Below are 12454 nucleotides of genomic sequence, written 5' to 3'. Positions count from 1 at the left end.
GGTCTGGGGGGGGGCCGCCCCCCGGCCGGCGGGGTTACGGCGGGGGGCGCGGCCCGCGGCGGGGGCACCACTGCGACCGGGACGTCCGTCACCCGGTGGAGACGCTGGCCACCGTCCACCGCTGGTTGGCCTGCGGTCCGCACGGCCACAGGATCAGCCGGGCGCCGTCGGCGGTCGAACCGCCCTCGACGTCCAGGCACTTGCCGCCGGCCGCCTGCCCCGTCCCGTACGCGCCCCGGTCCGGGGCGCTCTGCCGGGTTCAACGGCCGGAGGCGGTCTCGGTCAGGGCGGCCGGGCCGCAGGAGTTCTTCGAGACGGGCGGTGGCAGGGGCGCCCCTCTGGCCATGGTGCTACCTACCGGCCCAGAGGTCGGCCCGTACGAATCCGCTTTCTGGGCCGCTCGGGGAACGGATTTCCCTCGTTGAACGTCCTCTGCAGCTTCGCCACCTTCTCCACGATGGCGTCTTCGATCAGATCGCTCAGGGACTGGTATCCCCCCTCGTACGGGGTCGTTGCCACCACTGCGTTGCGGGCGGCCTCCGCCACCGCCGTAGTGATGTACGGCTGCACCTTTTCCTTGCCGGCGACCTGTCCCCGGGGGACCGGCCCGGCCTTCGCCTCGGCCGGTGCCGCCGGTGCCGCCGGGGGCGGCTCGGTGGGCGCGGCCGGGAGGTCGGACCGGCCGCCGGGCTCCGGTTCGTGTTCCTCAGATGCGCCTTGCTGGGACAACGGTGTCGCCTCGACTACCGCTGTGAGCTCGATTCGCTCCGTCACCGGTGCCACCTCCTCTGTCTCTGGCCGATACCGGCGCTGTGTAACCTCTGCTGGTGCTGCCGGAGGTGGGTGCTCCCTTACCCCGAGGCTGTAGCCCTGCTCCAGGAGCCGGGAGCATGCCGCTCGCTCCCGGCTCAGCTTCACCGGCCCCTGAACCATCCGGTCCTTACGGATCTCGACGTCCAATGCGATCCCCTGAACCGGGGTGTGGCAACGACTCCTGGAACCCAAGGTGGTGCCCGGCCCGCGGGCCGGGCACCACCGCGACCGGGACGTACGTCACCCGGTGGAGACGTTGGCCACCGTCCACTGCTGGTTGGCCTGCGGTCCGCACGGCCACAGGATCAGCCGGGCGGCGTCGGCGGTCGAACCGCCCTCGACGTCCAGGCACTTGCCGCCGGCCCTGGAGACCAGGCGCCGGAAGCCGAGGACGGTGTCGGCCACCGTCCAGATCTGGGCCGTGTCGCCGCCGCACGGCGCGGACCGGACGGGGGTCCCGTCGGCGCTGGATCCGCCGGCCGGGGTCAGGCACTGGCCGGCCTCGCGGTCGACCAGCTTGACCTCACCGCCTCCGACCGGTGTCACGGTGAACTGCTGGCCGGCGGCCACCCCCAGCGTCTGCTGGACGGCGGACCGGGCGGCCCCGGCCCCCTGGAGCCCCACGGCCTTGCCGCTCTTGGCACTGACCAGTACCGCGGGCTTGCCGACCGCCGCGCCGCACCCGTCGAGGGTGCACCCGGGCACCCAGGCCGCCTGCCCCGTCTCGTACGCGCCCTGGTCCGGGGCCGCCCCGGTGTGGCCGTCGGTGACACCGGCCACCGGCACACCCGCGTCGACCGCCGGCGAGGAAGGCGTGAGGGTGAAGTCACCGGTGTTGGCGCCGCGGTACTTCGGGTCGGGCAGACCGCCGTCCTTGCTCCGGGTGGTGATCAGGTTGTTGCTCTGGTTCGGAGTACCGCCGTCGATGTGGTCGTACGGCTTCCCGTCATCGTGCTTGCCGTCGAGGATGTTGTTCCGCAGGACGTTGTTGGCCACGCGGGACGGCTTGGCGTAGTAGTGGAAGATCGTGGACTTGTTGGCGGACACGATGGTGTTGGCGGTGAAGGCACCCGTCAGGTAGGGCAGGTCCTTGCCCGAGTCTTCGAAGCCGCCGAAGGAGACGCCCGTTCCACCGCGCAGGTTCCAGATGACGTTGTGGTCGACGTTCAGGTCGTAGCTGCCGTTGTCGAAGTGGAACCCGTTTCCGATCTGGGCCGGGTCGTGGATCCAGTTGTGGTCGATCCTGGTGCCGGTGTAGGCCGTGTTGCAGCAGGTGTACACGGCCCCCAGGTCGTAGTTGATCTTCGCGTAGTCGGTCATCTCGTTGTAGGCGATGCGGATGTTGCGGTAGCCGTCGTTGGGATAGGCGTTGGTGTTCATGTTGATCACGTCACGCCCCGTGCTGCGCATGGTGTTGTGCGTGATCGTCACGTCCTTGCTGCCGACCTCCAGCGCCACCGCCGCGGTGTAGGTGCCCCCGTAGGCGACGTCGCGGATCAGGTTGTTGGTCACGACGTGGCCGCTGCCCCGGATCGAGATGCCGTTGCCCATCGAGAGGCGCAGCACGCTGTTGCGGATCACGTTCCCGGTGCCGTGCAGCAGGATGCCGCTGTCGGAGTGGTGGTTGGCGTCGTAGATGCCGGCGTAGGGCAGGCTGCTGTCGAACTGGGTGGTCTGCCAGGTGGAGGTGTACTGGGCGGTGATGCCGTCGAGGACGTTCTGGCTGCTCCTGTCGTCGGTCGTCACCGTGGTGGCGTGCAGCCCGATGTCGCGGACGGTGATGTGGCTGCGCCCGTTGAGGTCGAACCCGTAGTTGCGGCGCTTGGCCGTCACGCCCTCGGGTGCGGCGCCGTTGGGCGCCCAGAGGTAGAGCTGCTGCCCGGCCGGGTCGTAGTACCAGGCGTTCGGGCCCCGCAGCAGGGACTTCTTGCCGACGAGGCGGAACTTCGACGAGTTCCCACCGCCCGGCTCGACGTGCAAGTCGCTCGCGGGGAACCGCAGCTGGAGCACCTTGTTACCGCCGTCCAGCGTGCCGCCGGTGACGGACGCCGAGTTCGCCACCCACCCTCCCGCCAGGTAGACCGTCGCCCCGGTCATGTCGCCCAGCGCGGGGAACTGGTCGTACGTCAGCGTGCCCGTCAGCATGGCGGTGCAGGGGGGCGTGGGACAGTGGTCGGGGGATCCGGAACGGGTGGACTTCCAGCCCCCCGTGATGAAGGACTGCTGCCACGGGTCGCTGGTGGCCGCCGGGTACGCCGCCTCGGGCACCAGGGACCCTCCCGTGAAGACCTGGTTGGCCCAGAGGTCCGCGTTGGCCGGGTACTTGGTGGAGCCGTAGGGCGCGGCGGGGGTGCCGGCGAGCTTCACCGGCGCCTTGTAGATCTGTCCGGTGTCGCGGACCCAGCCGCCGACCGGGTCCGTCCCGTCCACGGTCACCCGGGCGCCGGGGGCCGCCGTGAAGGTGATGGGCGCACCCGCGCTGCCGGACGCCTTCGGGGTGACCGTCTCCCGGTAGGTCCCGGCTCCGATCAGGCAGGTGTCGCCGGCGACCGCGAGGTCGGCGCACCGCTGGATGGTGCGGAGCGGCGCTGCCGCCGTACCGGGCGCGTTGTCGTCGCCCGTCGTCGCCACGTGGCGGACGGTGGGTGCCGCCGCGGCGGCGGGGACCGGCGCGAGGCCGGCCGTCGCGATCAGCAGCGTGATCAGGGCGGAGACCGCCCGGGCGGGCGGACCTGCGGGGCGCCCTCGGGTACGGCGCGGTCTGGTGGACAGGTAGTTCATCGTCGAACTCCTCACGACTCAGGAGGTGGGGGTGGGTGGGGAGGTGGAGCGTGTGGGGGGTGGGTGGGGAGTTGGAGCGTGTGGGGGGTGGGGGCGCCTCAGCCCTTCTCGGACCCGGCGAGCTGCGCCGAGGTGAGGTGGCGCTGGGCGAGCAGGAACATCAGCAGGATCGGCAGCACGGAGAGGACGCCGGCCAGCGCCGCCTCCGGCAGTCCGATGTCGATGTTGGAGAAGTTGGGGTTGCCCGAGACGATGTTCTCCATCGGCAGGACGCTCAGCCCCAGGGGGAGGGGGTAGTCGTCGGTGTCGCCGAGCATGAGGTAGGGCAGCATGAAGTTCGTCCAGGCCGAGACGAAGCCGAAGAAGCCGATCAGCGCGACCAGCGGCCGGGCGAGCGGCAGCGCGACGGAGAAGAAGATCCTCACCTCGGAGGCGCCGTCCACCCGGGCCGCCTCCAGGAGGGAGTCCGGCAGGCTGCTGGAGAAGAAGGTGTAGGCCAGGTAGACGCCCCACGGGTAGAAGGCCAGGGGCAGGATCACGGAGAGGGCCGTCCCGGTGAGGTCGACCGCGGCGAGTTCGACGTACAGCGGGAGGACGGTGGCGGAGGTCGGCACGATCATGGCGATCAGCGTCGAGATCAGCAGTGTCTTCCGGCCGATGAACAGGAACTTCGCCATCCCGTAGCCGGCCGTGATGCAGAGCACCAGGCTCAGGGCCACGCCGGACGACGAGTAGAGCAGCGAGTTGCCGATCCACCGCAGGACGATGCCGTCGTTGAAGGCGTACAGGTTCTCCCAGGCCCGCCCGATGTTGGCCGGCGAACCGATGGAGAAGGGGAATCCGTCGCGGATCGACTCCTCGGTCCTGGTCGGGACCAGGACGAGCCAGACGACCGGTGCGAGGAAGACGGCGGCGGCCGTGAGCAGGAGCGCGTCACGCGTCCAGGCACCGGCCCGTGCGCGCGCCCGGTGCCGCCGCGGGGGTATCGGGATCATGGGACTACCTCCGGGCGTCGGTCTCGTAGAACTTGGTGCGGTAGATGACGATCAGTGCCGCGCCCAGGCCGACGGCCAGGAGCAGGACGGACAGCACGGAGGCCCGGCCGAAGGAGAGCTCACCGCTGGCGTAGACGTAGGCGAGCTGGTTGGGCGACCACGTGGCGCTGATGACTCCCTTCGAGACCAGCGACAGCATCTGCGGCTCGACGAAGAGTTGCGTCCCCCCGGCGAAGCTGGTGATGAGGATGAACGCGAGGTACTTGCGGACGATCGGCAGCTTGATGTGGACGGCCTGCTGCCAGCCGTTGGCGCCGTCCATCCTGGCCGCCTCGATCACCTCGTCCGGGATGGACTGGAGAGCCCCGTAGAGGATCACGATCCAGCCGCCGGCGCCCGCCTCGACCGCGACCGCCGAGAGGACCACCGGGAGCCAGGGCCCGCCGAGGAGTTCCGCGCTGGAGTCGAATCCCAGGGCCCGGAGCAGCGGCGCCGCGGGGCTGTACTGCGGGCTGATCATGAAGATCCACATCATCGCCGCGGCCGACCCCGTCACGGCGCCGGGCAGGTAGTACGCCAGGCGCATCACCCCGGCGAACCGCCCCTTGCGCGCGTGCAGCAGGAGGCTGAGCGAGACGACCGTCAGCAGCAGCAGCGGGAGCCAGATGGCGAGGTAGAGCGCGATGTGTTCGACGGCCGGCCCGAGCCGGTAGTCGGACGCGACCCTGGTCCAGTTGTCGGTCCCGGTGCGCTCCCCGCCGTAGGGGTCGGAGACCACGAAGGTGGTCCACAGGCCGTATCCCACCGGGAGGAGGCCGAAGGCGATCAGGAACAGCAGGTACGGGCCGACGAACAGCGGGCCCGTCCAGCGGCCCCGGCGGCCCCGGCGGCCGGGCCGCACGGGCGGCTTGGTCCTTGCGGTCGGCACGCTCGGCGTGGTCCGCACGCCCGGCGTGGTCCGCTCGGCCGGCGTGGTCCTTGCGGTCGGTGTGGTCCGGCTCAACGGGAGACCTTGTAGCCGGCGTTCTCGGCGGCCTGCACCAGCTGCTTCTGCCACACCGGCAGCGCGCCCGCCAGGTCGCCCTTCTTGCTCGCCGTCGCGACGAAGGTCTGCGCGTAGGAGTCGGCGAACTGCCCCTCGAAGCGGATGTAGTCGTAGTTCTCGGCGATCCTTCCGGCCGCGTCGAGCATCGTCGGGCAGGGGTCCGCGGCGTAGAACCGGTCGGCGGCCCGGGCCGCACACCACTTCTGCGCCGTGGGCGTGTGGGCGGGCAGGGCGGACGCGGCCACGATGCCGTCCGCGGCGTCGCTGGTGGTCAGCCAGGTGGCGATCTCGGCGGCGCCCTTGACGTTCGGGCTGTGCCGGGACACCACCCAGAGTCCGCCGCCCATGGCGCCCGTGGTGGCCACGCTGTCACCCGCCCAGGTCGGCACGGGGTGCGCGGCCAGCTGGCCGTCGGGAATCTTGTACGAGCCCTTGAAGCCGTACTCGCCGAACCAGCCGGCCGCCGGGTACATGAGGATCGCGTTCTTCTTGCCGACCTCCTCGGTGAACGTCGGGTCCCAGGGGCTGGTGGCGGTGACGGTCCCGTTCTCGACCAGGGGCTGGAGGAGTTCCGCGACCCGGGTGCACCGCCGGTCCGTGAGGTCGATCCTGATGTCGGTGGGGCCGGTGGTCTCCCGGTCGGGACACCCCGATCCCCCGAAGAACGCGCCGTAGCCCGAGACGTCGTTGATCCCGCCGATCAGGTATCCCGGGTGCTCCTTGCCGAGCCTGACCCCGAGTTCCTGGTACTCGGCCCAGGTCGTCGGCACGCTGTAGCCGAACTGCTTCATCAGCGTCTCGTTGGTCCAGAGCACCACCGGCGCGGTGTCGTTGGCGAGGCAGAACACCTTCCCGTCGTAGGTGCAGCCCTCCAGCGTCCCCTTGGCGAACTGCTTGCGGGTCTGCTCCGGCACCAGTTCGTCCAGCGGCTGGGCGAAGCGCAGCGGGGCGGCCGCCAGCGCCGAGACGTCCGAGGGGGAGCCCAGGAACACGACGTCCGGCCACCCCTTGCCGGCCCGGTCGGCGAGGGCGATCTTCTGCGCGACCTCGCCGGGCTTGTAGCTGGTGAGCACCACCTTGACCCGCGCCTGCGGGTGGGCCTTGACGTAGGCCTCCACGGCCGGCTGACGCGTGTCGTCCGTCCAGACGGTGAGGGTGGCATCGGCATTCCCGGCACCGCCGCTGCTGCCGGCACCGGTGCACGCGGCAAGGGCCGAGACCGCCGTCACGGCGCTCAGCGCCACGGCGAGCGCACGGGGACGAGGGTTCTTCGGATGCGGACGGTTGGTGAACATGGAGCTGTTCCTCTCTGGACTGCCCGCTCACGTCGCGCGGCGGCAGCCCCGGTGAACGGGGCCGCGCCACTGTCGTGCCGGGAGGATGCGCAAGGGGGGGAGACCGGGCCGCGGCGGGGGTGGAACCGGCGGCCGAATGCGGTGGTGGGCTGAGTGTTACCGGGAACATTTTCACTGTCAACGCTTTGGGCAGAACATGTGGAAGCCACACGGTGGAAACACCTCCGGAACCGAACACAGCCGTTCGGAGAGCGGTGCAGACCTGAACGGCTTCCCTCCCCCGACCGATCGGGGCAGCTCCGGGCAACCGACCGACGGACCCGCCGGACGACGGCCGGCCCCGGGTCGATCCACGGTCTACCGGGGCGGGCTTGACGCGCCGAGTGGTACCGGTAACATCCTGGTTCATGTCGGCAGGCTCGCTCCGGCAGGCGCGGACGAGGAGTAGACAGCATGGGGCAGAGCGGACCGGCCGACATCGATCAGCCAGGTGGCGCCGTCATGCGCGATGTCGCCCGGGTAGCGGGCGTGTCGAAACAGACGGTCTCGCGCGTGCTCAACGACAGCCCGGCGGTACGCCCGGAGACCAGGAACCGCGTGCTCGCCGCCGTGGCGGAGCTGGGCTACCTGCCGAACCAGGCCGCCCGGACGCTCACCACCGGCCAGACCCGCAACATCGGGGTGATCGCCTACGACGTGGCCGACTTCGGCCCCGCGAACGTGGTCCAGGGCATCGCCTTCGCCGCGCAGGAGGTCGGATACACGGTGAGCGTCGCACCGATGCGCTCACTGGGACACATGCCGGTACGGGACGCCGCGACCCGACTGCTGGAACGCTCGGTCGACGGGCTGATCACCATCGCCCCGCACCGCGACATCGCGAAGGCCCTGCTCGACCTCCCCCGCAAGGTGCCGGTCGTCGCCGTCGACGACTCGCTCGATCCGCTCGTCCCCGTCATCGCGGCGGACCAGGTCGAGGGGTCACGGCGCGCGACCGAGCAGCTCCTGCACCTCGGGCACCGGACCGTCCACCACCTCGCCGGTCCGAGCGGCTGGATCGCCGCCGAACAGCGCCGCGAAGGGTGGCTGGCCGCCCTGGTCGCGGCGGGCGCTCCGGTCCCCGACCCCCTGGTCGGCGACTGGAGCGCGGCGTCCGGCTACGAACTGGGCCGCGTGCTGGCCGCCGACCCGGAGGTCACCGCGGTGCACGCGGCGAACGACCAGATGGCGGTCGGCCTGCTGCGCGCCCTGTACGAGGCCGGCCGCCGGGTACCCGAGCAGGTGAGCGTGATCGGCTTCGACGACATCCCCGAGGCCGCCTACACCATCCCCCCGCTGTCCACCGTCCGGGTGAACTTCGGTGACATCGGGCGTCGATGCATCAGCGTCCTGGTCGAGCAGCTCCGCAGCGGCACGACGGCGACCCGGCAGCAGCGGCCCTGGCTCCCCACCGAACTGGTGATCCGGGCCAGCACCGGGCGTCCGCCCGCCGCCCCGGACGGCCCGTAGCACCCGGGACGGCCCCGGCGGCCTACACGCTCGGACGGCGGCGAGGGCCGGAGCGGCCGTCCTGCCGCCGGCGTCGGGCCTGAGGCCGTGGGTGTGCCCACGGTGGGTGGATCCGGGGCCGAGTTCTCCCCCGGTGGCGCCGGTGGCAGGGCGAGGACCACCACCGCCGGCCGCGCGCCGGCCATCGTTCCCACGCCCCGGCGGCGTACGTCCGCTGTCCCGGTGCCGAGCGGCACCGGGACGGCGGACGTCCCCGGCGCGGGTGGTGCGGTTACGCCTCGACGGCCGGCGGGGTCGACCTGGATCAGCAGCCCCTCCGCAGGTGGTCGGCGTCCCAGCGGTGCACGGCCGCCAGGTCCGCCAAGGCCGTGCCGCACCGGGAACAGCGGGCGAGGTGGCGGGCCGCCTCGGCGGTCGCCGGCCCGTCCTCGGCAGCCTCCCCGGCCAAACACCACGGCCAGGTGACGACAGCACCGCTCCGCCAGGGTCGCGACGTGCACCCGCGTACTCCGGCGGGTGCTCCGCGGACGCCGGGGGGTACGTCCGCGGAGCGGGGCGACGGCCGGGGTCGGGTCCAGGCGGGTCGGGCTCGTGGGGCCGGGTCAGGCGGTCTCCAGCTTCCAGTCCTGGCCTGCCGTGCCGCGGACGGGCTGCTGGACGATCCGGCCGCCGTCGGCGGTGGAGCCGGTCTCCACGTCGACACAGAGGCCGCTGGAGACGTTGACCAGGTGGACGTGGCCGGTGGTCGTGGCGGGGACGATCCGCCACCACTGGTTGGGGCTCCGGGTACTGGTCCACTGGTCCAGGGCCTGGCCGGGGACGGTGGAGGCGCCGGGGTTGTCCAGGACCTTGCCGCTGTGGACGTTGACCAGGCGGAAGGAGCCGTCCGCCTCGGGTTCGAGGTCCCACCGCTGGTTGGCCCCGCCGTTCCAGGGCCACTGGACGACGCCTCCGCCGTCGGCGGTGGAATGGTCGCGGACGTCGAGAACCTTCCCACTGGCCCGGTTGACCAGGCGGTAGGTGCCGGCGAGCAAACCGAGGGTGATCCGGGTGCGGGTGCCGGCGGTCAGGGTGACCCTCCTGGCGTGGGCGCCGAGCGGGGAGGCGGCGACCGGGGCCCGGGTGGTGATCGAGGTGATGCCCCGGCGGCAGATCAGGGTGATCTCCTGGGTGAGGTCCGAGGTCACGGTGACGGTGGCGGTGCGGGCCGTCGTGTCCCAGACGAGGCTCTCGACGAGGACCCGGTTGCGGCCGCGGACGCCCTTGACGGTGCCCCTGGCGAGTTGGGCGGGCAGGGCGGGCAGGAGTTCCAGGACGCCCGGGCGGGTGTGGAGCAGGGCTTCCGCGAGGACGGCCGGCAGGGCGTTGGCGGCGTCGGCGTTGTACGTGGTGAGTCCGGGGTTGTGGGAGGTCATCAGGGAGCGGAAGACCATGTCGTTGCCGAGGATCTTCCGGAGGTTCTCGTGGACGCCGGCACCGTCCTTGAGCCGGGCGCGGGCCAGCGCCCGGTGGAGGCTCCCGTGCGCGGAGAGGTTCTCGTCGCCGCGCAGGTCCAGGGCCCGGCCGGCGGCGCGGACCAGGTCGGGACCCTCCTCGGGGTTGATCTCGTGCAGGGGCCAGGCCCCGTACAGGTGGTGGACGTGCCGGTGGTTGTAACGGTCGGTCAGGCCGGTCCAGGACCATTCCGCGAGCGCGCCGTCGCCGTTGACCGTGTAGTCGGGCAGTTGGGCCAGTAGGGCGGTCCAGCGCGCGACGCCGCGGCCCGGCCCCTGTTCGACGCCGAGGGCGTTCGCGGCGTCGACCGCCGCCCGGAGGGCGTGGCGTCCGGCCGCGATGTCGCCGGTGGCGTTGATTGCCAGCATCTGCCCGGTACTGGCGGGCGCGTTCTCCATCGAGTAGGACGGCACGAAGACCTTCTTCCCGCCCGCGTCGGTGCGGGTCAGGAAGTCCTCGTAGAACAGGGCGAGTTCCATCAGGGCCGGGCCCAGCTTGTCGCGGAGGAACGCGGTGTCACCGGTGACCTGGTAGTACTCCAGCAGCGGGTGGAGCAGCCAGTCGGCGCCACCGGTCCAGCACTGGCCGGGGAAGTCGCCGTCGTTGAAGTGGAGCATGTGGCCGTGCTCGCCGTCGGTGCGGCTGGGGGCGAGGAACCCGCGGGCCCCGTAGATCCTGGCGGCGTTGTCGCGCCAGTCGGCGAGCTGGCCGAGGACGAGGGCGAAGTAGCCCTGCATCGCGTCGCCGTGGCTGAGGATGTTGCCGCCGGCGACCTGGAGGTTGACGTTGGCGTCCGTGGTGATGTCGTCGGCCCAGGCACCGGTCCAGCTGCCGGACCAGATGCCGGTGAGCCGCGGCGGGAGGATCCCGCTGGAGCTGACGAACAGGTAGCGCCCGGAGTCGTACATGCGCTCCAGGAGTGCCAGGTCGAGGCTCGACCGGCTGCCGTTCTGGCGGGCGATCAGTTCGCCGGTGGACAGCCGGCGGTCGGCGGCCGGAACACCGAGGTCGAGACTCGAACCGTCGAACATCGCCCGGTGCAGCGGCCGGTGCCGGCCGAGCAGGGCGCCGTAGTCGGCCGTCAGCGCGGCGAGCGCCTTCTGCAGCGGCTCGGCGTCCCAGGCGCCCGGCGTCTCGTACCGGTCGAGCTTGGTGAGGAGCAGGACCTTGGCGGCCCCGGCGACGACCAGGGTGGAGCCGTCGACGGTGACCGACGCGCGGACGCCGGTGACGACGACGCGGGTGACGCCCTCGTAGCCGAACGCTCCCTGTCCGGCGGGGTAGGTGCCGCGGAGGCCGAGGTAGCCGTCCCGGCCGACGACCGTCGCCCTGGTACGGAAGGTGACGCTGCTCGGCGCCCCTTCGAGGGCGGTGTGGACGCCGAGCACGGTGGCGACGGTGCGGCCGGTCGCGGGCAGCAGCTCGTGGACGACGACCCGGTCCGCGCGGGAGACGAAGGCACGGCGCCTCCAGGTGCCGGCCGCGTCGGCCCAGGCGTGGGTGACCTCGCCGGTGCGGAAGTCGGTCAGCCGTGCGTAGTCGGCGGCGCCGCTCATCTCCGGTGTGCTCAGGTGGAGTTCGTAGCCGGGGTGGTAGGTCTGGGTCCAGCGCAGGGCCCAGTCGCCGGCGAAGGCACCGGCCGCGCCGGCGTAGTCGCCGGCCAGGGCCTTGTCCTGCACCGCGGGGAGCCGTCCGGCGAGGTCGGGGGGCTGGACCGCGCGGGTGCCGTTGGGCAGGACGAAGCGGTGGTGGTTGACGACGACCTTTTCCAGGGCGGGGGTCCCGTGGAGCACCGCGCCGTACTCGCCGTTGCCGGTGAGGAAGCCGTCGGTCCAGTCCGCGGCGGGCGTGGTGTCGTGGATCCCGCGCTGAGGGAGGGTGACCTGGGGCGGCACGGCGGCCGCGGCCCGGGGCGACCGGAACCCTCCTGGCAGAACGACGGCGCCCGCGGTGGCGGCGGCCCCGGCGAGGAAGTGCCGGCGGCGCAGAGGGGGATCGGGCAGGCTCATGGTAGGGCTCCATCGGCCGGGTGGGGGGGAGGAAGCAGCAGGGGGAGGCGCGGAACGCCTGCGGTGCGCACGGGCGGCTCGGCGCCGTGGTCCGGTGCTGCACGAAGTCACGCCCGGTGAGATGTTGGCGTAAACATCGGGTTGCAGCCGAGTTTCAAGGACGAGTCGGCCCGCGTCAAGGCCTCTGCCCCACAAGCCAATTGTTCTCAACGGCCGGTCGACCGCGCCTGCGGCCTCCGATCCGGAGCCCCCGGCGGACGCTTGACACCTCCCCCGGTCTTCCGATGTCATGAGAGCCCTCGCCTGTTTGAACGCGTTTAATTATGTCACCCCCTGTTTGATCCCTCCCCCGTGCCTGTCGGACGGGCCGGAGCCGGGGAAACGCGCGGCGAGCCTCGCAACACGTTCGCGATCCCGCCCGGATCGCAACCCCCTCCCCCCCCAGAGGAATCCCATGGCGCAGCCCCACCCCGCTCCCGCGCACGCATCGGCAGCCACCGTGCCGCCTTCGCC

Annotated in this window: 7 protein-coding genes and 1 pseudogene; 1 reads left to right on the top strand and 7 read right to left on the bottom strand. The window is 71.9% G+C overall.

Annotation, left to right across the window (positions count from 1 at the left end):
* Window positions 1-88: 88 nt before the first annotated feature.
* The 6 genes and pseudogenes from PUR61_RS19415 to PUR61_RS19390 all read right to left on the bottom strand — a co-directional run.
* A pseudogene (locus PUR61_RS19415) lies at window positions 89-205 on the bottom strand (RICIN domain-containing protein); the annotation flags it as partial.
* A 149-nt stretch (window positions 206-354) separates the two neighbouring features.
* Window positions 355-774, bottom strand: coding sequence for a hypothetical protein (locus tag PUR61_RS19410; RefSeq protein WP_329880239.1), 420 nt, complete (start codon window positions 772-774; stop codon window positions 355-357).
* 279 nt (window positions 775-1053) lie between these two features.
* On the bottom strand, window positions 1054-3594 hold the full coding sequence (locus tag PUR61_RS19405) for an RICIN domain-containing protein (protein WP_329880237.1): 2541 nt from the start codon (window positions 3592-3594) through the stop codon (window positions 1054-1056).
* Window positions 3595-3692: 98 nt separating this feature from the next.
* Window positions 3693-4589, bottom strand: a complete 897-nt coding sequence (locus tag PUR61_RS19400) for a carbohydrate ABC transporter permease (RefSeq protein WP_329880235.1) — start codon at window positions 4587-4589, stop codon at window positions 3693-3695.
* A gap of 4 nt (window positions 4590-4593) precedes the next feature.
* Window positions 4594-5592 (bottom strand): carbohydrate ABC transporter permease, encoded by a 999-nt coding sequence (locus tag PUR61_RS19395; RefSeq protein ID WP_329880233.1) that lies wholly within the window; start codon window positions 5590-5592, stop codon window positions 4594-4596.
* Window positions 5589-6929, bottom strand: coding sequence for an ABC transporter substrate-binding protein (locus tag PUR61_RS19390; protein WP_329880232.1), 1341 nt, complete (start codon window positions 6927-6929; stop codon window positions 5589-5591). Before PUR61_RS19390 ends, PUR61_RS19395 begins: the two co-directional genes overlap by 4 nt.
* A 528-nt stretch (window positions 6930-7457) precedes the next feature.
* Between PUR61_RS19390 and PUR61_RS19385 the strand changes: the two genes are divergently transcribed.
* The gene (locus PUR61_RS19385) at window positions 7458-8438 is read left to right on the top strand and encodes a LacI family DNA-binding transcriptional regulator (protein ID WP_443035199.1); all 981 of its coding nucleotides are present in this window, start codon (window positions 7458-7460) and stop codon (window positions 8436-8438) included.
* Between the two features lie 602 nt (window positions 8439-9040).
* Here the strand turns inward: PUR61_RS19385 and PUR61_RS19380 are convergent.
* On the bottom strand, window positions 9041-11941 hold the full coding sequence (locus PUR61_RS19380) for a glycosyl hydrolase family 95 catalytic domain-containing protein (RefSeq protein WP_329880228.1): 2901 nt from the start codon (window positions 11939-11941) through the stop codon (window positions 9041-9043).
* Window positions 11942-12454: the final 513 nt, after the last annotated feature.

This window comes from Streptomyces sp. BE20 (genome assembly GCF_036322525.1).
Taxonomy (GTDB): Bacteria; Actinomycetota; Actinomycetes; order Streptomycetales; family Streptomycetaceae; genus Kitasatospora.
Note: the sequence above shows the minus strand (reverse complement) of the source record. Positions and strands in the feature narration are given on the sequence as shown.